The organism is Streptomyces sp. A1277 (genome assembly GCF_004795015.1).
In the GTDB taxonomy this organism is placed as follows: Bacteria; Actinomycetota; Actinomycetes; order Streptomycetales; family Streptomycetaceae; genus Streptomyces.
This window is the reverse complement of the sequence record NZ_SSBI01000002.1, coordinates 67,833-90,478: the sequence shown is the minus strand read 5'-3', so window position 1 is coordinate 90,478 and position 22,646 is coordinate 67,833. Positions and strand designations below refer to the sequence as shown.

Below are 22,646 nucleotides of genomic sequence, written 5' to 3'. Positions count from 1 at the left end.
CGACCGGGCCCCGCAGGGAGGCGGGCCGCCGGGCAGTTGGCACCCGTTGTCAGACGGGCTCCTCGACGGGGTGTTCCTCGACGGCGCGGGAATCGGTGAGGCTCAGCGCACCGCCGGCCGCGATCAGTCCGACGAGGACGGCGAGCAGTGCGTAGGTGATCCGTTCGCCGTGGAAGAAGGACGCGACGAGGTCGCTGCTCCAGATGCCGGCGGGGAGCCGGGTGGTGACCAGTGCGGCGATCAGGGTGCCGACGACCGCGGTGCCGACGCTGGAGCCGACCTCCTGCGCGGTGTCGTTCAGGGCGGCACCGATCGAGGTGCGGTTGCTCGGCATCGCGTCGACGAGGGCGACCGCGCAGATCGTCATCACGGTGCGCAGACCCACGGTCATGAGCACCATGCAGACCGCGATGACGGCGTAACCGTGCGCGACGCCCCAGGAAAGACCGGCCAGCGAGCCGGCCAGGCAGGCAGCGCCGACCAGGCAGGCGATGCGGTGGCCGAAGCGGCGGGCGAGCCACTCGGACAGGGGAGTGGCCATGAGCATGGTCACGATGATCGGCAGGTTGGCCAGGCCGGCCCGGACCGGGCTCCACCCGTAGGCGTACTGGAAGTGCAGGATCAGCCCGAACATCACGCTCGCCATCGCGATGGACGTCCCGACCTGCGCGATGGCGGCGCCGCGGACGGTGCCGTTGGAGAAGAGCCGCAGATCCAGCATGGGGGCTGCGCTGCGCCGCTCGTGCCGGACGAACGTGAACGCGGCCGCGAGGGCGCCCACGATCGACGCCAGGGTGATCGCGGAGAGCCATCCGTGCTCGACACCGCTGGTCAGCGAGTAGCAGGCAAGCCCGATGGCGGCGACGCTCAGGACGGCGCCCGGTACGTCGAGCGCGTCCTTGGTGAGATCCTCGGGCCGGTCGGCCGGGACGCCGAGCCGGACGCCGATGCACGCGATCAACGCGATCGGGGCGTTGACGATCAGCAGCCACTCCCAGCGCACATGGGCCAGCGCCGTGCCGCCGAGCAGCGGGCCGAGGACGAAGCCGGACATGCCGACGACGATCATGACGGTCATGGCACGCATCCGCAGGGCCTTGTCGTCGAACAGGCGGAAGACCAGCGAGTTCGTGATCGGGGCCATCGCGGCGGCGGCTATGCCGAGTGCGGCCCGCAGGGCGATGAGCTCGCCCGCGGTGCTGACGAGGACGACGCAGAGGCTGAGCGCCCCGAACACCGCGAGCCCGATCAGCAGCATCCGGCGGCGGCCGAGCCGGTCGGCCATCGATCCGGCGGTGAGCAACAGGCCGCCGAAGGTCAGCGAGTAGGCGCCGGTGACCCACTGCAGCGCGGTCGTCCCGCTGCCGAGGTCGCGGCCGATCGTGGGCAGCGCGATCGACAGCAGCGTGTTGTCGACCATCTCGACGAAGAAGGCCAGGCAGAGGGCGGCCAAGGGGATCCACGCCGCGCGCAGGGAGGGGTAGAGGTGGTGCCGGGATTCGGGTGGGGCAGTGGTCATGACGCGGTCCTTCCGATCGAACGGCGTTCGGCTATCGAACGGCGTACGATGAGCTAAGATAGAACAACGTTCGATAAGATGCAAAGAGGTGGAGGGCGAATCCATGGCACACGTGCAGAGGCGCACCAGCGGGGGACGCCGACGCGCTTCGCACTCGATGGAGTCCGTGCTCACCGAAGCGGTGGCGCTGCTCGACGAGGCGGGGGCGCCGGCGCTGACGTTCCGGGCGCTCGCGCAGCGCCTCGGTGGCGGCGTCGCCAGCATCTACTGGTACGTCGCGAGCAAGGACGAACTGCTCGACCGCGCCACGGACCACGTGGTGGGCACAGTGCTGGCCGACGTCGAGAAACTCCCGCGCGGCGCCGACCCCATCGACGACCTGCGCGTGATGGCCATGACGCTGTTCGACGCCGTTGTCCAACGCCCCTGGCTCGGCGCCTACTTCATGCGCAACACCGACGTCCAGAGCAACTCCCTGCGCCTGTACGACAAGCTCGGCCAGCAGACGCTCCGCCTGGACCTCACCGCCCGCCAACGGTTCCACGCCGTCTCCGCGATCATCGGGGTCGTCGTCGGCTCCGCCGTCGACATGGGGCAGGAACCGCCGCAGGAGGTCCTCGACGGAGCCGTGGACCGCGACGAGTACCTCGGCCGCTTCGCCCGGACCTGGCGGGAGCTCGATCCCGGTGACTTCCCGTTCGTGCACGAGATCGTCGAGGAGTTCGACGGCCACGACGATGTCGACCAGTTCCGCTCCGCGCTGGAGCTGACCCTGACAGGTCTCCGTCTGCAAGCAGGGGCGTGAACCGGCCGAGGACCGCACATGCAACGGCTCGCCGCGGCCGGTGAACCTCATACGGGGACGCCGCGGCACTAGCTCCGGAAGAATTCGACACGAGGCGTCGCAGCAGTTCGACGCAGCGTGTCGCCTGCCGAGTACCGGATCTGCCGGGCCCCGGTGAAGCCCGGTTCGCGCAGGGTGCCGAAGTGCCGGTGCGGGCGACGGCTCGGCCGTCCTGCGGACGGGACCGCTACAGCTCGGCCAGACGTCGAAACACGGCGCCTGCCTTGCCCGGTGCCTCCCCGTCCAGCACCGAGGTGGAGTACCGCCAACGCGATCAAGTCGCGAGGCGGCAGGGTCCGGCTCCGCAGCAGATCCGTGGAAGGGCCGGCCAGCAGGAAGGCAAGGGCGTTCGCCGGCAGTTGGCGAAGGGCCCGGCCGGTGACGGCCCGGAAGCGGTCCGGTGCGAGCGGGGCACCGGCATCCGCGGCGGGTGCGGGCGGCGCGCCGAGTGCTGCGAGGCGCCGCTGCAGCCGTCCGGCGGCGGAGGCGTTGCCCGTCACGGCCAGCGCCAGTGTGACGAAGGTGACGGCCTGTACGCCACCGGCCGGTCCCGGGGGCATCAACCGAAGCCGGGATGCCGCACATGAAATACAGAGACCGCTTGCAGTCCTCATCGCGGGCAGGGCCGGGGCTCCGTTTTTTGAGGCACCACTGCGGACTGCGCGCCTCTGGGCAGCGGCTCCGCGCGAGTGCGAAGGCTGCCACCTGACACTTGGCGCCGATCGCCTCGTGGCCGGCGCCGTCTTGACGCCGCTGTCTCAGCGGGCGCTGGTCGTCTCCCTCCCGGCTTTCGTTACGACACCCCGTGACCGGCTTCAGGCGGCGTGCTTCGCCGGTCGCTTGCAGGGGCGGTCGCCCAGCGGCAACCGACACACCCGCAGATCGAAACGTCTTCCTCAGTAGTAGTCGTGCATCAGCACGGACGCCCACTCCGGTTGCCGGATGTTGCCGCGCGGGCCGAACTTCCGCACATACGGTTTCAAGTCGAGCACCGGAGTCCCGGCCGCAGCGTCAAGTCCGCTGACGTGGACGTCCAGGCCCGACACCGAGGTGATCCGGCAGCGTGAAACGCCGAGCCTGTTGGGTCGACGCCGACTGCGTTGAGCGAAAATCCCGACCAGGGCTCCGTCCTGCCCGCCCGGCACGGGGCGGGCGCCCCGGTCGATCTCCAGGCTGTCGACCTGGTCGAAGAAGAACACCACTTCAAGGTGGGAGAACCCGTCCAGGCCGAAGAGAGCCTCGGGGCCGAACATCGACGAGTCCAGCCGCATGATGGCATTCTCGCGGCCCCACCCGGACTCACGCACTTCCTCGCGTCCACCCACTACGCGGGCGATCGGCCGTGATTCAACAAGCCCTGCCCCGTCCTCGCTACCCACCGTAACCCTCCAGTCTCAGTCGCACGCGAAAGCCTGAAGCCTGTCACAGTCACGCGTCAGGGGCAGGAGCAGAAACAACTACTAACCAGCTACAGCCCGGTTGCGGCAGCTCCGGACCGGCATGCGGACGTCGAGGGTTGCGCCTGGGAGGTCGGCGGGCGCCGGACGCCCGCGTCGGCAGGCGGATGGGGACACGTACGGGTGTCGCTCGGAGTGAGCCCGATCGAGACAGGACCACCACTTCCGTGAAGGCCAACTCGGCGTAAAATCAGGGACGGTGGCTGGGCAGGAGAATCAGGAGCCCGCGTGGAGATTGTCGTTTTCGCTCTGTGCGCCGCTGCCGCGTACGGACTCTTCCTGAAGCTTCGAACCGTGCACCACACCCGGAAGCTCCCCGAGCCATCCATCAGCATGGGCCGGCTGGACATCTACCAGAAGCAGGCGCTCCAGGAGATTTGCCGAACATCCCGAAGCCTCGGTGTCCCGGTCCGTCTGGGGCCCTACTTCGAGGAGCGGAACTGGAACCGCGCAGAGGCCCTGCTCGTCCTCGCGGAGCCCGTCAAACACAAACTCGTACGCATCGAGGGCTGGCGGTTCGGTTCCTACGCGCTTACCCGCAAGGGATGGCGCGAGTACCGGAAGCACTTCATGTGGACAGGGAGCATTGACGAATCGATGCATATAACGGCATCAGCTGGCGGCTTCGCTGCAGTCAACGTCAACAGCCCCCACGGGGTGGCCCAGAGCAGCGGGCGTGACAGCAGCGCCGACCTGTCCGGCATCTCGTATCACCAACTGGCCACTGCCCTCAGAGCCGACTCGGAGAGTGCCCAGCCCGAGGAGGCGGTCAGGGCGCGGGAGTATGCCGAAGACCTGACGGACGCGGCCGGTGCACAGGACACCGACCGGGCCGACCGCGTTCTCGCCCGCGTCAACGCCCTCCTCGCCACTGCGAGTTCCGCCTTCGCTCTCACCAGGGACCTGTTGCCCCACGGCGACTGAGCCCGGACCAGAGTGACGGAGGCGCAACCGGCCCCCGGTCGCCGGTGCGGGCGAGCGTGAGTGTGTCGGCCTGCGGGCGTTCCCGATATTCGAGAGCCGAGCGTCCCCACTCTCGCCTGCCTTTGACCGGGCGCTGTTGCACTGAGCACGGTTACCCCCGCAATTCGGCCACAAACAAGTTTGCCGAAGCGCCGAAAACAAATCCCCCGACTGGCCAGCAATTTAACCTGAATGTGATCTATATCACATGTATGACCGGTTGCTCCGTCAAATGGACGGCGGTCTAGTGGAGTTGTTGGCGCGCATGATCTGCCGCGAGAGCGGCGCCGCGCGGACGTCAGTGGCTGCGGATTCGCCATGTGCAATCTTCTTCCGATGGAGGAAAGCATGGAAATAAAGACCGCCGAGATAGGCAGCAGTATCATCGCGGGTGTCGGCGAGAAATTATCCGACTGTAATCCGGACGAAGTGCGTCGTCTTCTCCGGGAGAACGGATGGGTGTATTTCACGGGCTTCGACCCGACACTGGAGGAGTACCGGGCATTCACGCAGAGGTTCGGGAAGTGTGCTACCCCCCGCTCCATCGTCTACCCTCCGGGCGGTGTCGCCCTCGGCTTTCACGCCGAGGACTCCTACAATCCCTGGCGCCCGGACGCCCTGTGGTTCCTCTGCCTGCACGCCGGCAGTGACGGAGGGGCGCCGACCGGTGTCGTGGACGGCGTGTCACTGCTGGAATGTCTGAGCGACGAGTGGCGCTCCTTCGCCCTGGACAACGACCTGTGCTTCCACCGCTCGTGGCCCCGCGAGCAGTGGCGTAAGGCGGCCGGAGGCGATGACCCCGCCGAAATCAGCGCCTTCCTGGGCACACTGCCGCAGTTCGAGTTCGACTTCTCGCAGGACGGCACCCTGCACACCAGGTACACGACTCCGATCGCGGTGACCACGCGAGCCGGTGCGCGGAGTCTGAGCAACACCGCTCTCCACGCGGTGACCGACCCCGAGTACTACGGCATGAAACTCGCGACCGGTGAGCCCGTGCCGCAGGGGTTCCTCGACGCGGTGGAGAAGCTGGCGCTGGAGCGCGAGATCCCGCTCGGCTGGTCCGACGGCGACATGGTCGTGATCGACAACTACCGGCTCATGCACCGTCGTGGCGAGTTCCACGGGAGCGGCCGGGAGCTGCGGGTCGTGCACGGCGAGGAGTTCTTCGGGACCCCGCTGCCCACCGCCCACACGCCGGCGGCGATGGCCATGAAGGAAGCGGTGCAGGGTGAGGAAGACCTGCGCTGAACGGCCGGCTCGACCACGGGGTATTCGATGACTGCTTCCACTCGGACGACGGACGGGCGGGTCGGGTACGAGAAGTACTCACTTGCCGGCAACACCTTCCTCATCGTGGACGAGACCCGCACCCCTCTCCCCGACGACGCGACCCGGTCGTCCTTCGCCCGATGGGTCCTGGACCCCTTCTTCGGAGTGGGGGGTGCGGACAACGTCCTGTACCTGGCACACGCCCCGGACGGCGCCGCTCTCACGTTCCGCATCTTCGAACAGGACGGCAGCGAGACCCTTTCCTGCGGGAACGGCCTTCTGTCCGCCGGGCATTACGCCGCACGGTCCTTGCGGGAAGCGCGGGAACCCGGCGGCGAGGGACGGGCGTGGACGTTCCTGACGGAAATCCCCCGTGGGCGCCCGCGACAGGTCCGGGTGGGAGAAGGGGCCGAGAACGGGCACATGTGGGTGAACGTCGGAGCACCCCGCGCGGTCCCTGAGACGTTGTACCGCCCAGGGGCCGGCTTACCCGGGCACGTGCCGTCCGCAAGACCGGGCGACCCGGCGGAACACCAGAGTCTCCTGGAAGTGGAACTCGCCGTCGACCGCCCGCCCCGGAATTGCCTGCCGGATACGGGAGTTCCGTGGCCCGATCGGCTGTCGGGACACCTGGTCTTCACCGGTGAGCCCCATCTGGTCCTCGTCAGCGCACATGGCGCACCCGCGCTCGGGAAGGAATTGTTCGCCCGCGCCCCCACACCCGAATCCATCGACCTGATGGAATTCCTCGGGGCCCGGATAAACCTGCGCTACAAGGAAGCCTTTCCCGAAGGCGTCCACGTCAACTTCGTCGACCTCGGCGGGAGCACCCCCCGCTACCGCACCTGGGAGCGGGCCATCAACCAGGAGACGCTCGCCTGCGGCACCGGTGCGCTCGCGTGCGCCCATGTCCTCCTCGCACGCCACCTCGTGCCCGACGGCCCGGTCACCTTGCAGCCCCACCGCGCGAACTGGCACAGGCCCGGCACCCACCTTCGCGTCACCCCGGGCCCGGACGGCCTCGTACTGGACGGCCGGCCGGCACACATCTGCTCCGGAACCGTGCCGAGTCGGCAGGACCTCCCCCCACGGCAGGAGATACCCCAGTGACCACCTCGCATCCGGGCGGCGACACCGTCCTCGCCCGGCCCCCGCTCCGGGCGCACCCCGTGCACGCACTCCAGAACGCCGGTGTGGACGTGCGCCCGCTTCCCCTTGCCTCCCACCACGACCCACAGGGCCTGCGGCGGGCGGTGCGGCAGCACTCGGTCCCCCAACTGTTCCGCGGTCTGGCCGAGGACTGGCCCGCGATGCGCACCTGGCAGCCGGAACGCCTGCGCGAGCGCTACGGGCACCACCGTGTGCGCGCTCTGATGAACCTGCCGGGGGACGGCGTGCTCTTCCCCCAGGACCAGCAGCGCTACGAACGGGATCTGAGCTTCGCCGCTTTCCTGGACGCCATGGCGCATGCGAAGCAGGACGCGCCCTGCTACCTCGCGTACCAACGCGCGGGAGACCTCCTCGACCTGTCCGAATGCGAATTCGGCGCACTGCTCGGCCCGGCCGACACCGACGAACCGGACACCCGCGCCTGGATCGGCTCGGCGGGTACCCGCTCGATGCTGCACGCGGACCTCAAGGACAACCTGTTCTGCCAGCTTGCCGGGGAGAAGCAGGTGACCCTGCTCTCCTGGCGGGACAGCGCGGCCGCCTACCCCTTCCCCGACAATCTGGTCAACAGCCAGATCGACGTCTGTGCGCCGGATCTGGCCGCACACCCCAAACTGCGCGACGCCACCTTCTACAGCGGCGTCGTGCGACCGGGGGACATCGTGTACATCCCCCGCGGCTGCTGGCACGACATCCGGGCGCTGACCCCCTCCGTCTCGGTCAACCACTGGTTCGGCCCGGCACAGCCGCTCGCCGAGTACCTCGTACTGCTGGCCAGGCTCGGCCCGCGCTACTGGGCCAGGACCGGTACCGACTTCGTCCGGCACGGCGTCCTGGGACGCCGTGAGGAGACCCGCTTCTTCTTCTCGCCCCCCTCGACCGGCAAGCGGCTGTACCAGGCGCTGCGCACCGGCAACTTCTCCCACGACAACGACCCCTCCACCTGAGGACGGCCATGGTCAACGGAAACCCCCCACTGCCCCCCGCGCGCCTTCCCGGCGTGGACGAAGGCTTCGAGCAGCGCCTCATCGACGGCATCCGGCCGATCGCCGAGCTGTTCCTGGCCTCGTGCCTGCACCATCTCTTCGCCTCCGGCGTCTACGACGCGCTGAACACAGCGGACGGGCCACGTGACATCGAGGCCCTGGCCGAAGACCTGGACCTGGACGCCGAACGTCTCACGGGCCTGCTGCTCTTCCTGGCGAACGAGGGTGTCCTCACCGTCCGGGACGGCCGTGCGACGCTGGGCGCGAAGGCCCACTCCTACGCCGAGTTCCGCAGCTGGTACACCTTCTTCGTCGGCGGCTACGCGGGCACCGTCGGGCAGATCGGCCAAGCACTGCGCCACGGCGCGCCGTTCTGCACACGCGAGGGACGCGACGTCGGCACCGGCAGTTGCGAGATAGCCCACTACGACGGCATGCCGATGATGCACACCCTGCTCACGGACGCCGGTCTCGAACCCGCCTGCCTCCTCGACCTCGGATGCGGCGACGCCCAGTACCTCATCGACCTGTGCCGGCGGATGCCCGGCGCCACCGCGTGGGGGGCGGAGCCGGACCCGGACGCCTTCGAGCAGGCCCGGACGAACATCGAGGCAGAAGGGCTCGGCGACCGGATCACGCTGGTGAACGCCTCCGCCGAGAGCTTCCTGGCCGATCCGCCGTCCGGATGTTCGCCCGACACCATCGTCTTCGGCTACGTCCTTCAGGAGGTGCTCGGCCAGCAGGGCGAAAAGACCGTCCTGCAGATGCTGCGCTCCCTGGTGCGCGCCTTTCCCGACATCGACATCGTCGTCATCGAGGTCGACCAGAAGGTCACCGAGCCCTCGGTGATGCGCCACGGGCTCGCCCGCAACTTCTGGAACCTGTACTACCTGCTCCACGTCTTCACCAACCAGCACCTGGAGACCCGCCCCTTCTGGGAGGACCTGTTCGAACGGGCCGGCCTGGAGTGCCGGGCGGCGGTCACGACACCGGCGAGCGTGGACAGCAGCGGGGTGGAGCTGGGCTACCTGCTGCGCGGACGGGAGCCGCAGGCATGAGCGCGCACCTCCGCGAGCGGATCGCCGAGTGGGTGGGCGAGCAGCACCTCGCCACCCCCGTCCAGCTGTTCTCGAACGCGTCCGTGGCCGACGCCCTGCGCCGACTCCGCGACGGCCTCGACTGCCGCATCTCCTATGCGCTCAAGGCCAACACGCATCCGCTGATGCTTCAGGCCGTCCGCGGCGTCGACGCGTACAACGTCACCAACCTCGCCCACCTGCGCACCCTGCTCCAGTTACGCGTGGAGCCGGAGCGCGTGACCTGGGTGAACCCCGTCATCGACGGACCCACCGCGCAGGCCGTGCTCGATGCCGGAGTCACCCGTTTCGTCGTCGATGACACGAGGGGGCTGCGGCTGCTGGCCTCCCTGACGGACCGCGCGCGCCTCACGCTGCGGCTGCGGCCGGCCCGAACGGGGGAGTCGGCCCGGTCGGTCGTACGGTTCGGCGCCCTGCCGGAGGAGGTCGTGGAGCTCGGCAGCCTCGCCGCCGAACGCGGTCTGGAGGTGGAGGCCCTCTCCTTCTTCGTGGGCACCGACACCGATGACCTGGCCGATGCCGTCCCCTACCGGCGTGCGCTGGAGGAGGCCGCGGAGGTCCGGGCGAAACTCGCCGCCGACGTGGGTGAGGTGCCCGTGATGAACATCGGCGGCGCCTTCCCCGGCGCGCGGCGCCGCTTCCACCACGACCACCCGGACTTCTTCCACCGGCTCCGCGAACACGCCCAGCACCTGCTGCCTCCCGGCGTCACGCTGCTGTGCGAACCGGGAAGGTACCTCGCCGAGCCCGCGTTGGCGACGCTCGCAACCGTCGTCGCCGACCGCGTGGCGGGCGGACGGCGGCTGACCCACCTCGACGTCAGCGGCTACTCCGGCCTCTTCGAGACCACCTTCATCGAAGACGGGGGAGGCAGCCTCGACGTCGTCGCCCCCGAGCGCGGTGACCCCTCCCTCACCCAGTTGGTCGGGCCGATCATGGACTCCTTCGACGTGATCAAACGGAACGCCCTGCTGCCCCCGCTCGTGGACGGCGACGCACTGCTGTTCCCGAACACCGGGGCGTATTCCTACGGTTACACCGCCGCATGCGAGGGAGTGCGGGCCCCGCACGTCGTCCCCCTGCCGGCGCACCTCGACCGCGCGCTCGCCGACACGTGGTCGGCGTGATGCCGGTGTCCGGGGAGACGAGGACCGTCGCGGTCACCGGAGGCGCCCGCGGCATCGGCGAGGCCATCACCGAGACCTTCCTCGGCCAGGGCTGCCGGGTCGCGGTCCTGGACAACGACCTCGAAGCCCTCGACCGGTGCGCGGCCCGGGACGACAGCGGCATGCTGCTCACCGTGGGGACGGACGTCGCCGACGAGGCGTCGGTGGCGGAGGCATTCGCACGGCTGGACCACGAGTGGAACGGCATCGACGTCCTGTGCAACAACGCGGGTGTCAGCATCCGGCGGGACGTCCTCGACACCTCCGCCGCCGAGTGGAACAAGGTCCTCGCAGTCAACCTGACCGGAGCGTTCCACGCCGGCCGGCAGGCAGCGCTGCGCATGCACGCCCGGGGCCGGGGCGCCATCGTCAACACCGCGTCGGTCAGCGGCCTCGTCGGTATGCCGCACTATGCCGCGTACAACGTGAGCAAGGCCGGACTGATCGAGCTGACGAGGACCATGGCCCTCGAACTGGCCCCGGCCGTGAGGGTCAACGCCGTTTGCCCGGGCTACGTCCTGACCCCCATGCAGGAAGCCGAGTACACCCCGCAGATGCTGGCGGAGTGCGCGGCCGCGATCCCCCTCGGCCGGCTCGGAACCCCGCGCGAGATCGCCGGGCTCGTCTCGTACCTCGCCTCCGACGACGCCGCGTTCATCACCGGCCAGAGCTTCGTCATCGACGGCGGTGAGAGCGCCGGCGGCCTGGCGAGCACCGTCTGAACCCCTGCCCGCCGGCCCCGCCGGACGGGCACCGCAACCTTCACCAGAGGTGACCCCATGCCCCACGAAACCGTATCCGTCCACCCCGGCACCACCGCGACCCGGACCGCCGCGGGGGCCTGTCCGGTGAACTCCTTCACCGAGTGGGACCCCCTGGAGGAGGTGGTGGTGGGCCGCCTCGACGACGCGGTCTTCCCGACGTGGCAGTCCTCCATGGCCGACACCATGCCGGAGAGCTCCTGGGAGGACCTGCGCACCCATGGCGGCTCCCCCTTCCCCGACGAGCACCTGCGGGCCGCGCGGGAGGAGTTGGAGAACCTGTGCGCGGTACTGGAGACCGAGGGCGTGCGCGTGCGGCGCCCGGACCCGGCCCCGCACGGCAGCCCGTTCACCACCCCGCGCTGGTCGAGCAAGGGGGGCCTGTACGCCGGCATGCCCAGGGACTGCCTGATGGTCGTCGGCGACACCATCGTGGAAGCCCCGATGTCCTGGCGCTGCCGGTACTTCGAGACGGACGCCTTCCGCGAGCTGATCAAGGGCTGGTTCCGGCAGGGAGCCCGCTGGATGGCCGCCCCGAAGCCGCAGCTCACCGAGGACCTGTTCACCGACGAGGGGGCCGAGGACGGGGACGGCTGGGCCGTGGGGGAGTTCGAGCCGGTCTTCGACGCGGCCGATGTCATGCGGTTCGGCCGCGACCTGGTCGTCCAGCGCAGTCACGTCACCAACGAGTTCGGGATCGAGTGGCTGCGCCGGTCGCTCGGCGACGGCTTCCGCGTCAGCCGCATCGACGTGGACGACCCGCACGCGATGCACATCGACGCCACCCTCGCCCCGCTCGCTCCGGGCAAGCTGCTGGTCAACCCCGAACGGTATGTCCCCAACCAACTGTTCGACGGATGGGACATCCTCCCCGCACCCAAGCCGGCCCTGCCCTCCGACTGGCCGATGTACTTCTGCAGCCCCTGGGTGAGCATGAACGTCCTGTCCCTTGACCCCGAGACCGTTGTGGTGGAGAGCCACGAGGAACCCCTCATCGAAGCACTCACCGCGTGGGGCTTCCGGTGCGTGCCCGTCGACTTCCGCCACGTCTACAGCTTCGGCGGCTCCTTCCACTGCGTGACGCTCGACGTCGCGCGTGCGGGCGGGTGCGGGAGCTACCTTGCCGGGGCGGAGGCCGTCCATGACTGATCCGGCCGGGCAGATGGACGTCGTACGCATCGACGGGCCCCGCCGGGCCCGGACGGTGCGCAAGCCGATGCCGCGGATCGACCGGGACTACGTACTGATCCGGGTCCTGGCCGCGCCCATGTGCAACGAGTACGTCGCCTACACCGACGGCGTCTACCTGGAGCGCAACAGGTCCGACTCGCTGGGGCACGAGATGGCAGGGGAGGTCGTGCAGGCCCCGGTCGGGTCCCCGGTCCGTGAGGGAGACCGGGTAGTCGCGTTCTGCGGCTACCCCTGTGGACGCTGCGAGCCCTGCCGGCGCGGGTTCTACGCCCACTGCGTCGCCACCGAGGACCCGCGCGGCGTCTGCGGCGGCGAGTCCGGCGAGTGCGGCTTCGCCCAGTACGCGGTCAAGCCCGGCTGGATGTGCGAACCGATCCCCGACGCGATGTCCTACGAGCACGCCGCCATGGCGTGCTGCGGGCTCGGCCCCACCTTCGGCGCCATGGAACGCCTCGGCGTCGGGCCCGGCAGCACCGTACTGATCACCGGGCTGGGCGCCGTCGGCCTCGGCGGCGTCATCAACGCCAAAGCGCGCGGCGCCACGGTGATCGCGGCCGTACGCACCCCCTACCGGGCTCAGCTGGCGCGCGAGCTCGGGGCCGACTTCGTGGTCGGACCGTCCCACAAGGAGGTCATGACGGCGACCGGGGGCCGCGGGGCCGACCACGTCATCGAGTGCTCGGGGCGGGAGGTGTACCAGCGACTCGCCCTGGACGCAGTCGCGCGCCTGGGCAGTGTGGCCTTCCTCGCGGAGCCCGGGCGCCTCACCCTGCGCGTCGACGAAGACCTGATCCAGCGCGGGGTCACCCTCCTGGGCACCCTCGACATCAACCGCAACGACGCACGCCGGCTGCTACGCCTCATCGCCTCCCTCCCGGACCAGCTGGACCGCTACATCACGCACCGCCTGCCGCTGGCCCGGGCCGCCGAGGCGTTCGAGGCACAGGCCACGTTCGAGACCGGCAAGATCGTGCTCTTCCCCCACGGAACCGAGGAGGCACGTTGACCCCCCCTTCGCTTCTGCTGGTCGGTGGCGCGGGACCCGCGCCGCTGGGCATCGATGTCGCCGTCATGGCCATCGAGCAGGCTCGCGCGCGCGGACTCGCGGTGCACCTTATCGGCCACGCCGAGGACCTCGCCGCCACCCGGGACGCCGTCGACCTGGCCGATACGGCCGAGGCCGTGGACTTCGAGGACTCCGAGGCAGCCGTCACCTGGGCTCTCGACCGCGGGCGGCGCGGCGAGGGCTTCGACGCCGTGTTCACCTGCCGCGAACTGGCCCTGCCGGCGACGGCGCGCATCGCCGAGGCCCTGGACCTGCCGGGCAACAGCCCCGAGGTGATCGACCTGATCCGCAGCAAGGCCGACTGCCGCCACCGGCTCGCCGAGGCAGGCTTCCCGCAACCGGCCTCGCACCACTGCACCTCTGCCGCCCAAGCCCGTCGCGTGCTGGACGAATCGCACGGTCCCTGGGTCGTCAAGCCCCGCGTGGGCAGCGGCAGCGAGGGAGTCAGTCTCGTGTCGTCCCCCACCGGACTGCCCGGCGCCCTCGGCCACCTCCCGCCGGAAAGCGCCCAGGACTTCCTCGTCGAAAGCTACGTCAGCGGCACCGAGTACAGCGTGGAGGGGCTCTTCCGCGGCGGTGAGCCACAGGTACTCGCGATCACCGCCAAGGAGAAGCTGCCGCCCCCGTTCTTCGTCGAGCAGGCCCACACCCTGCCGGCACCCCTTCCCCCGCCCCTGCGGCGGCAGGTGGAGGAGACCGTCACCGAGGCGCTGCGCGTCCTCGGCCTGCGCCACGGCCTCTTCCACGTCGAGCTCTGGGTGACCGACGACGGGATCGTCCTCGGCGAGGTCCACGCCCGGCTCGGCGGCGACTACATCCATCGCCTGCTGGCCCACGCCGTCGAGGGGCTGGAGATGTTCGGCGAGGTCTACGACGACTCCCTCGGCCGGGACACCCCGGCCGGCCCCCGGGGCTGCACACGTGCCGGCGCCACCAGGTACTTCAGCCCGCCCCCCGGCCGACTGCGGGAGGTACACGGATGGCACGAGGCCGCGCACCATCCGGCGGTCCTGGCCGCCGAACTCGCCGTCGCGCCGGGGGAGCGCGTCGCTGCCACCGACGAGTCCGACGGGCGCGCCGGAGCCCTGGCGGTGGGAGCCGCTGACCCCGGACAGGCGCGCGCCCTGGCGATCGAACTGGCCGACGGCGTGCGGTTCGACGTCGAACCCGAAGAGACCCCGTGACCGCGGGGAAGCCGCCCCCGAAAGCCCCTGAGCACGGCGACCGGGAGAAGGAGAAGGGGCTGTGGCACAACGACGACTTCCTGCGCCTGTGGGGCGGGGAGACGCTCTCCCAGGTCGGAAGCCAGATCTCGCTCATCGCCCTCCCCCTGACCGCCATCACCCTCCTCGACGCCGGGGCCGGCATGGTGGGTCTGCTCGCGACCGCGCAGTACGCACCCGTCCTGTTGGTCTCCCCGCTCGCCGGACACTGGTTCGACACACGCCCGTGCCGTCCGACGCTCGCTGCGACCAACTTCGGCCGCGCCCTGCTGATGGGAGTGATACCGCTCTCCTGGGCCCTCGGCTTCCTGTCGGTACCGCTCCTGCTGGCGGTCGCCTTCGCGACCGGCGCGCTCACGGCCGTCTTCGACATCGGATACGTCTCCTATCTGCCCAGACTCGTGCCTCCCCGGCAACTGACCTCGGCCAACGCGCGGTTGGAATCGACCTACTCCATCGCCGGCGCGGGCGGCCCCGGACTCGGGGGCCTCCTGGTCCAGGCGCTGGGCCCGGCCGGGGCGGTGATCGCCGACTCGGCCTCCTACCTGGTCGCCGGCGGGCTCAACCTCGGCATCCGGCACCGCGAGACCCGCCCCCCGCGGGAGAAGGGCGTCTCCCCCTGGCCCGCAGTCAGAGAGGGCATGGCCTTCCTCGCGCGACACCCGGTGCTCCGCCCGGTGCTGCTCCAGTCGGCGGCCTTCAACCTGCTGGGGCAGGTCACCTTCACCCTCTTCCTCCTGTACGGGGTTCAGTCCCTGCACCTGACCTCCGGAACGCTCGGGGTCGTGCTCTCCGTCAGCTGCCTGGGCGGACTGCTCGGCGCGGCGGTGGCCGGCCGGGTGGGCCGCAGGCTCGGGACGGGGCGCGCCATTGTCTGGTCGATGGCTGTCGGCTCGCTCTCCCTCACCGCCATCCCGGCGGCCCACGGCCGGGCGCCGGTCGCGGTGGCCGTCCTCGTCCTGGGCCTGATCGTGCACGAACTGGGGCTGGGACTCTTCAACGTGCACTCGCTGACCCTGCGGGCCCGGCTGATCCCCGCGGAACTGCTGGGGCGGGTCACCGCGGGCTGGCGACTGGTCAGCACCGGTTCCATCGCGCTGAACGGCTTGCTGGCCGGCGTGCTCGGCGAACTCCTCGGCGTGCGGACGGCACTCGCCGTCGCCACCGGAACCCTGGCCGTCAGCTGCGTCGCGTTCCTGTTCAGCTCCGTGCGCACGGTATCCGTGGAGGGCCCTGCCGAGCCGGAGGAGGACGATCCCGCCGTCTCGGGGAAGGGCCCGGCGGCGGATGCCTCCGCGGCGCCTGGGACGGTTGACGGCCCGGACGAGCTGACGGGAGGACAGCCGTGGACGCGGGGCTGACGGCGGGCACGGGCGGACCCGCGGACGCGCTGCGGCTGGCCGCCGGACACTCGCCGGCGCTTCGGGCGTGTCTCGAGGAGCACGGCGGTCAGTCCCTCGGTGCCTTCGTGCGGACCTTCGCGCCGCCCCCGCCACCATGGGCCGCACGGGCGTGCGAGGACCTGTGGCCCGTCATCGCCACGCACGTCGAGGCCCTGTACGGCGCGGAGACGGCGCGCATCGCGGTCGCTGAACTGCGGGCGGACCCCCTGGTCCCCACCTCCAACCACTTCGGCGTCGACACCTTCGCCGACTCCGTCCACGGCACCCTGCTGTTCGGGATGCGGCCCCTGCCCCACGGCCGCCCCCGCCGGACGGCGGTGATCCTGGGGTGTTCCTCGGTGAGCATGGACAATCTCACGTACCCCATGGGGCTGCTGCTCTACGAGCCGGGCGCCGGACAACCCTCCACCGTCCCCCTGCGGTTGCCGCTGTACCCGAACCGCTACCGCCGGTGGACGGTGGGGAGCGTCCCGCCGCTGACCGCCCACATGGTGGAGCGGGCCTCGCGCCGGCTGGCCGCATGCGAACGCGAGGGCCGTGTCGGCGCGGCCACGGTCCAGGCCGCTCGCGGCTTCCTGCGGGACGACCTCGGCCGGGCCGGTGTTCTGGACCTGCCCCGGCACGGGACACAGGCGGCGGCGATCAACACCGCGCTGTGGAGGCGGCTGCTGCCCGCAGGGGGCACGCGACCGGTGCAACTGGCTCTGGAAGCCGTGTGCGCTGAGTTGGCGGCCGGCGACGTGCGGCGGCCCGACAGCTTGCTGAGCCTGCTCCTCTTCGATCCCGGCGTGCGTTCCGCAGTGCTGCGTCTGCTCGACGGGCAGCCGGCCTGCTGGCGACTGGACGACCTCGACCGCCGGCTCGGACGCTCCGCAGGCGGGCAGTCCCGGGAGGGCACGGTCTTCTTCTGGGGCATGCGTGCGGACGGGCGACGGGTGCCCCTGACGCACCGCACGCGGGGCGGGCAGCCATGGCTGGAGGGCCGCGACGAACACGGTGAGGAGATGCGGCAGCCGCTCGCGCCCGAGGCCCTCGCCGAAAGTCTCGGGCAGGGGCGGCTGGTGCCGTCCCTCCTGACGTGCTTCACGGTGCTCGCCTTCGCCCGCGGACTGACCTGCGTGGGCGGCTATTACCAGGCCGGCTACCTGCCCGTCATGCGCGACGCCGTGGCGTCGGCCGTCTCGGTGGTGGACGCCTCCCTTGCGGAGCGGGTCAGCGAAGTGCCCGCCGCCGTGCACCTGGCGGGCCTCCAGTGCGCGGCGCTGGTCACCCGCACCGGCGCGAGCGGCCCGGCCGGACCGCTGGAACTCATCGCGGGCGGAGGGTTCACGCCCGCCCTGCTCGAACGGGTTCGCGACATTCCCGTGGCGACGGCACAGGCCGCGGCTCTGCTGGAGGTCCTGCCGCACGTGGTCGCACGCACGGCGCTGCCCGCTGACTGGCGGCAACGGGCCGCGGACGCGCTGCGGGCCCGGGACGACGGGCGCCTGCCCCGGCTGCGGCTCCGAGAAGGGCCGGCCCTGCCGGACCACGTACGAGAAGCGGCGAAGAAGGTATGAAGAGTGAGGAGCGAGAGACGATGGCGGACTCGGCTGACGTGGGCGCGTCACTGCGAAGCGAGGCGGTGACGGCCTTCGGCGGGCTCGACGCGGGGGAGTGGGACCGGCTCGCGGGCGAGCACTTCTACTCCACGAGCGACTGGCTGCGCTTCTGCACGGCGGAGACGGGCACGCCGGGCGACGCGGTGGTCGTGGACGACGACGCGGGGCGGTGCGCCGTCCCGGTCAGGGAACTGAGCGGCCTGCCCGCGTGGTCCACCTATCGGTGGAACGACCACCTGCGTGAGGCGGGGCTGCCCCTCCTCGCCCCCGACGGACTGCTCGTGGGCTCATCGGAAGGCTTCCAGACCCATGTGCTCCGGAGCGGAGACCGCTCCCCGGACCGTCTGGAGCGCCTGGTCGGGCGGCTGCGCGAGGTCAGCGGCAGCGGCCCGGGGAACGCGCGTTCCTGCGTGGGAATGTATCTGACCACCCGGGACGTCAGGGAGCTGCGGGACGCAGGAGTCCCCGCCGCGCCCGTGCTGCTGGACGCGGATGCGTGGATACCCGTGCCCGAGGAGGGCTGGGACGCCTGGCTGGAGACCTTTCCCCGCAAGAGGCGGCGCAACATCCGGCACGAGGAGAAGGTCTTCCGCGAATCCGGGCTGCGCATCAGCCACCTGCCTCTCGCCGACTGCTGGCACACCCTCGGCGCATCGGCGGCGTCCACCCTCGCCAAATACGGGCACAGCACGACTCCGGAGACGGAGATGGTGTCGATGCGGCGCGCAGTGGACATTCTGGGGGACAAGGCCAGGGTGGCGGTGTGCCACCGGCCCGACGACGCCGCGCGCCCCGTCGGGTTCTGCATCTACTACGAGTCGGCGGGCAAGGTCCTCATCCGCTGGGTCGGCTTCGACAACGACCGCCTGAGCGGCCTGGAGGAGTACTTCAATGTGCTCTTCTATACGCAGGTGCGGCGCGCGCCGGACCTGCGGACGCGCTGGATCCACGCCGGAGCCACCACCCAGGCGGCCAAGGCCCTGCGAGGCGCCGAACTGCACCCGTTGTGGATGCTGGACCTCACGGCCGGCAGCCCGCTCGCCCGGGCGGCCGACGAGGTCCGCGCGTACAACCGCCGCTTTCTGGAACGCTTTCTCGACGATCCGCGCACCGCCGGCGCCCTTAGCCCGATCGAGGACTGGGAGGCATTCTGCTGACTTCGGCCCCGGCCCTCCTCACCCGTCGCACGTCTGTGCCGTTCCATCACTCCCGGCCATGATCGACACGGCCGCGCACGGCCGGTAGAAAGGTTACGGCCGACGAGCGAGGAGACGCATGGAACCCTTGGCGCAACGTGAACTCTTCACCGGTCCCGGTGCCGGTGTCGAGGACCCGGGAGCACTGCTGCCCGCGTACCTCGACTGGTTCCGGGACACGCTGCGACGCAAATGCGACGGACTGCCGCAGGAGGTGCTGAGAGCCCCTGTGGTTCCCCTCGGGTGGTCGCCGCTGGGCCTCGTGCAGCACCTCAGCTGGGTGGAGCGGCGCTGGATGCGGTGGGGGTTCGCCGCGGAGGACGTCCCGCCCTATCCGCAGGGTGGGGAGCAGGCCGAGTGGCACGTGCCCGAGGAGCTGGCGGTCGCCGAGGTGTGGGCACGTTTCGAGCGGGAGGCGGCGGCGAGCCGCGCCCTGTCCGCAGGCGTCGGGCTGCACACGCCGGCCAGGACCGGCGGACGCTTCCCCGAAGGCGGGAAACCGCCCGTGCTGGGGCGCATCCTCTTCCACTTGTTCCAGGAGTACGCCCGTCACATCGGCCACCTCGACGTGGCGCGGGAACTCATCGACGGCGAAACGGGGGAGTAGCCGCAGGCACCTGACGGTACGGAGGCACCGGTCCGCCGGACAGCGAACCGCCCAGGACACCGGCGCCGTCGGCGTGGCCTGGTGGCCGGCGTCGGTTCCGGCAGGACCACCGAAGTCGCCCACGCGGCCCCTTGCGCGATGCACACCCGGCCGCACCTTTCAACCTCAGATTCTTCTCAGATTCGGAACGAGCCGAACGAATTTTGAATCCCGGTTCCCTCTTGCGTTTCTGATCTATTCCTTGACGATACGCTTGCCGCTCCATACGGTCTGCTCATGCCAACTTTGAAGTGCTGGGAGACGGCGTCGTGACCATTGGACGATCGGCGCCGACGCTCGGCACGGCCGGCGTCCTGCTCGCGGCAGGGCTTGCCACGGTCGGTCTGACGGCCTGCTCCGGGGCATCCGGTTCGGCGAAGGGCCATTCCTCGATCCCTGCCTCGGGGGCCACGCACTCGTCGCCCGGCAAGAGCCTGGATGACACGGCCAGGCCAGCCGTGGCCCTCGTCGACCAGCACACACCCAGCGGCTACGGGACGTCTTCCGTCGCATCCGGATATGACTGGGCCCAAGCGTCCGGCCAGAAGATTTCTGAATCGCTGGCGGGTGACCATCTGTTCCAGGTCGCGTGCTCCGGCAGTGGTGCCATCTCGTTCCATCTGTCCCTGCTGAAGGGGGGCAGTCAAGAAAAGGTGGAATGCGGAGCGAAAGCCAAAACTGTTTCGTTCGACGGAAAATTCGTTGCCGTCATCGACGGGAACGAGTCGAACAGTGGCGCCTACGCATGGCGAATCCTAGGTCGTACCTGACAGTCCCGCCCTGCGTGGTGGGTGGTCGCGGTGTGATTCCACCGCGACCCGTGCGTTGTTTGAGCATGCCGGGAATCAGTAAACCTCTTCTGCGTCTGGGCGAAGCACGGCTGAACCTCGGCTCCGCGGGAGTGACGTTGGTGCCACGGATCTACCGGGCACGGGGGGAAGGTCATGGGATCTGACGTGATGCCGTCCGGGTGTGGCACCGTTCGCGTGCTGGACGTGGTGCGCGATGTGGTGGCGCAGGTCGCCCCGGAGGAGCTGCCGGTCGTCGCAGGGATGTCCCACATCGAAGACGGGGCTGTACTACGGCGCCTGGAACGAGGGGGCAAGGGACGCCGGGTTCCGCTCGGGTTCGGTCTGGGGGAGGTGGTGGTGATGGCGGCGCCGGTGGTCTGGCTGGTGGTGGATCAGACGGCCCGGCAGCTGGGGAGCGCCGCCGCGGACAGCACGACCGTTGGACTTCGGTCGCTGGTGCGGTATCGATCAGCTGAGTCTGTTGCAATCGTCCTGCGCCTGGCGGCCCGGCCTGATTCCCCGCTGGACCGACCTGCACCTCATACTCGACTTCGCGGCGATCACCAACACCATCGCCGCGGTTGCCGTGGCTGCGGCTGTTTCGGCCGTCCGTCGAGCGCCCGTGTTCCAGCGGCGGCGCAAAGTCGTCCCGACCTCACCCGGGGTCGCAGGACCCCAGCCGGCGGCCCCCTGCGCATCGTCTTCACCGAGGGCCCGGGCCGGTACGTCTCGGGTGGGGCTCCCTGGGATCGGGAGACGTGGGGTACACCCGTGGTGCCTCCCTCAACCTCCACGAACCCGGCGCCGTCCGAGCTCTGCTCGAAGCGGCGTCGACCCGGGGAGCAGCCGGGGGAGCGGCGAGCGGTGGATCGACGGCTGGTCCCTGCTGGAGGCGGCAGCCCCGCCCGGGCGGGGGCCACTGGCCTCGCGGGCCCGAAAGAGTGACGCCCTCCCCGGCGTTACCACCGCGGGGACACAGCGTGCACCGAACCGGCCACCCACGCAGATGACCCAGTGGCACCTCGTCACCGGTCCGGCGCCGCCCAGGACGGATGACGGGAGGCCGCAACCGTCTTCCAGAAGTTCCTGAAGGCGGCGCGGTCGTATGGCCCACGGGCGGGGCCTTCACGCGCCCTCAGGTCGCCGAAGGGCACCGGGCCGCGTACACAGAGGGGATGGGCGACGAACAGCGAACCTGGCACCCCGGAGAGATCGTCCCTGAGAGCGGCATCTACGAGTGCGACTGCGGGGCGGGCCACCACTGGAGCACGGACGTGAAGGGCCACCGCTTCCCACCACTGCCGGCCGGCTGCCCAGGGGGCGCGTGGGCGCTGAAGACAGACGCTCACCCGGACACCTGATGTGCCGCTGAGACCGCCCCTTGAGCCGATGCCCACCCCGGCCCCGAGAGAACTTCCTGCACCCCGGGCCCGCCAGGCGCTGCCCTGGATGGCCGCGTCGCAGTTGCTCTCGCTTACCGGCCCCCCGTCCAGCCCCCGGCGGGCCCGGCAGGCGGTCCTGGCGGCCGGCGGCAGCCGCGACCACATCCAGCGCACCCTCACTGTCAGTCCTCGACGGCATTGCCGCGATCTTCCGCAGTGGTCTTCCGCCGCCGCGGGTTCTTGCCGCTACCCCACGACCGCGACGCCCGGCCGGATGGCCTCTACGAAACCGGCGCCCCGTCGCCGTAGGTCACCGCCCCCCGGCGCTGCACTGACCGGAAGCGGGGCAGGGGCTGACCCAGCGCTAAGAAGGGGCGTCCTTCTCGGGTGGCCGGTGACGCCGAAGCGAAGTGTGCTCTTCGTAGGGCTGCGGGTCGGGATAGGTGATCAGCTCCAGCGAGCTGCCCCACGGTGTGCGCGTGTAGACCATGCGGTTGCGTGGCCCGGCCTCCGGGCCCGGCAGCGGGTGCGGTCCGGACAGAGCGCGCCCGCCCGCCGCTTCGACACCGGCGACGGCGCGGTCGAGGTCGTCGACGTAGACGGCGAGGTGTTGCCAGCCGAAGTCGCAGGGGAGCGCCGCATCCCGCTGCCGCGGTCCGTCGAACTCGAAGAGTTCCAGGCCCGGCCCGTAGGGGAGGGCGAGCATCCGGATCGCCCACTGCCGGCTGCCGGGCGGTACGCCCAGCCGCTGTTCCAGCCCGGTGCCGCTGTTCGGCCCGTCCTCGCGGCGCAGCGTGTCGTAAAGCACCTCGGCCCCCAGGGCGCGGACGAAGAAGTCGGTCGCCGCGTCGAGGTCGGGGACGGTGACCCCGACATGGTCGATGCCGCGGCAGGCGGAGTCCTGTGCCACGG

General features: G+C 70.5%; 20 protein-coding genes. 17 read left to right on the top strand and 3 right to left on the bottom strand.

Annotated features, from left to right (window positions below; genetic code table 11):
• Positions 1–49: 49 nt before the first annotated feature.
• Entirely contained in the window at positions 50–1,519 is a 1,470-nt protein-coding gene (locus E6R18_RS01825; protein ID WP_136315043.1) for an MFS transporter, read from the bottom strand.
• 157 nt (positions 1,520–1,676) lie between these two features.
• Between E6R18_RS01825 and E6R18_RS01820 the strand changes: the two genes are divergently transcribed.
• On the top strand, positions 1,677–2,324 hold the full coding sequence (locus tag E6R18_RS01820) for a TetR family transcriptional regulator (protein ID WP_136315195.1): 648 nt from the start codon (positions 1,677–1,679) through the stop codon (positions 2,322–2,324).
• Between the two features lie 935 nt (positions 2,325–3,259).
• On the opposite strand, the gene E6R18_RS01810 is transcribed toward E6R18_RS01820, so the two are convergent.
• Positions 3,260–3,742, bottom strand: a complete 483-nt coding sequence (locus tag E6R18_RS01810; protein WP_240799560.1) for a TrmO family methyltransferase — start codon at positions 3,740–3,742, stop codon at positions 3,260–3,262.
• Positions 3,743–4,048: 306 nt separating this feature from the next.
• Here E6R18_RS01810 and E6R18_RS01805 point away from each other — a divergent pair, with 306 nt between their 5' ends.
• From E6R18_RS01805 to E6R18_RS34615, 16 genes are all read left to right on the top strand, one after another.
• Positions 4,049–4,744, top strand: coding sequence for a hypothetical protein (locus tag E6R18_RS01805; protein ID WP_206308193.1), 696 nt, complete (start codon positions 4,049–4,051; stop codon positions 4,742–4,744).
• A 387-nt stretch (positions 4,745–5,131) separates the two neighbouring features.
• Positions 5,132–6,034: a TauD/TfdA family dioxygenase gene (locus E6R18_RS01800; RefSeq protein ID WP_168712264.1), complete on the top strand. Its 903-nt coding sequence runs from the start codon at positions 5,132–5,134 to the stop codon at positions 6,032–6,034.
• A gap of 27 nt (positions 6,035–6,061) precedes the next feature.
• The gene (locus tag E6R18_RS01795; protein ID WP_136315040.1) at positions 6,062–7,165 is read left to right on the top strand and encodes a hypothetical protein; all 1,104 of its coding nucleotides are present in this window, start codon (positions 6,062–6,064) and stop codon (positions 7,163–7,165) included.
• Positions 7,162–8,172: a cupin-like domain-containing protein gene (locus E6R18_RS01790; protein ID WP_240799559.1), complete on the top strand. Its 1,011-nt coding sequence runs from the start codon at positions 7,162–7,164 to the stop codon at positions 8,170–8,172. The genes E6R18_RS01795 and E6R18_RS01790 overlap by 4 nt, the downstream gene beginning before the upstream one ends.
• A 53-nt stretch (positions 8,173–8,225) precedes the next feature.
• The gene (locus E6R18_RS01785) at positions 8,226–9,269 is read left to right on the top strand and encodes a methyltransferase domain-containing protein (protein WP_168712263.1); all 1,044 of its coding nucleotides are present in this window, start codon (positions 8,226–8,228) and stop codon (positions 9,267–9,269) included.
• The gene (locus tag E6R18_RS01780) at positions 9,266–10,435 is read left to right on the top strand and encodes a hypothetical protein (RefSeq protein WP_168712262.1); all 1,170 of its coding nucleotides are present in this window, start codon (positions 9,266–9,268) and stop codon (positions 10,433–10,435) included. The genes E6R18_RS01785 and E6R18_RS01780 overlap by 4 nt, the downstream gene beginning before the upstream one ends.
• A complete protein-coding gene (locus E6R18_RS01775; RefSeq protein WP_136315037.1) occupies positions 10,435–11,196 on the top strand; it encodes an SDR family oxidoreductase in 762 nt (253 codons plus the stop codon). Before E6R18_RS01780 ends, E6R18_RS01775 begins: the two co-directional genes overlap by 1 nt.
• 57 nt (positions 11,197–11,253) lie before the next feature.
• A complete protein-coding gene (locus E6R18_RS01770) occupies positions 11,254–12,384 on the top strand; it encodes an amidinotransferase (RefSeq protein ID WP_240799558.1) in 1,131 nt (376 codons plus the stop codon).
• On the top strand, positions 12,377–13,432 hold the full coding sequence (locus tag E6R18_RS01765) for a zinc-binding dehydrogenase (RefSeq protein ID WP_136315036.1): 1,056 nt from the start codon (positions 12,377–12,379) through the stop codon (positions 13,430–13,432). The genes E6R18_RS01770 and E6R18_RS01765 overlap by 8 nt, the downstream gene beginning before the upstream one ends.
• Positions 13,429–14,676, top strand: coding sequence for an ATP-grasp domain-containing protein (locus E6R18_RS01760; RefSeq protein ID WP_206308192.1), 1,248 nt, complete (start codon positions 13,429–13,431; stop codon positions 14,674–14,676). The genes E6R18_RS01765 and E6R18_RS01760 overlap by 4 nt, the downstream gene beginning before the upstream one ends.
• A complete protein-coding gene (locus tag E6R18_RS01755) occupies positions 14,673–16,076 on the top strand; it encodes an MFS transporter (protein ID WP_136315035.1) in 1,404 nt (467 codons plus the stop codon). The genes E6R18_RS01760 and E6R18_RS01755 overlap by 4 nt, the downstream gene beginning before the upstream one ends.
• Entirely contained in the window at positions 16,061–17,677 is a 1,617-nt protein-coding gene (locus E6R18_RS01750; RefSeq protein ID WP_136315034.1) for a hypothetical protein, read from the top strand. The genes E6R18_RS01755 and E6R18_RS01750 overlap by 16 nt, the downstream gene beginning before the upstream one ends.
• 20 nt (positions 17,678–17,697) lie before the next feature.
• Entirely contained in the window at positions 17,698–18,876 is a 1,179-nt protein-coding gene (locus E6R18_RS01745; protein WP_136315033.1) for a GNAT family N-acetyltransferase, read from the top strand.
• Between the two features lie 118 nt (positions 18,877–18,994).
• The gene (locus E6R18_RS01740) at positions 18,995–19,522 is read left to right on the top strand and encodes a DinB family protein (protein WP_136315032.1); all 528 of its coding nucleotides are present in this window, start codon (positions 18,995–18,997) and stop codon (positions 19,520–19,522) included.
• Positions 19,523–19,830: 308 nt separating this feature from the next.
• Entirely contained in the window at positions 19,831–20,331 is a 501-nt protein-coding gene (locus E6R18_RS01735) for a hypothetical protein (RefSeq protein WP_136315031.1), read from the top strand.
• Between the two features lie 1,601 nt (positions 20,332–21,932).
• Entirely contained in the window at positions 21,933–22,043 is a 111-nt protein-coding gene (locus tag E6R18_RS34615; protein ID WP_346764949.1) for a DUF6009 family protein, read from the top strand.
• A gap of 55 nt (positions 22,044–22,098) precedes the next feature.
• Here E6R18_RS34615 and E6R18_RS01715 read toward each other — a convergent pair whose 3' ends face one another.
• Complete coding sequence (locus tag E6R18_RS01715) at positions 22,099–22,644, bottom strand: VOC family protein (RefSeq protein WP_136315029.1); 546 nt, start codon at positions 22,642–22,644, stop codon at positions 22,099–22,101.
• Positions 22,645–22,646 lie beyond the last annotated feature (2 nt).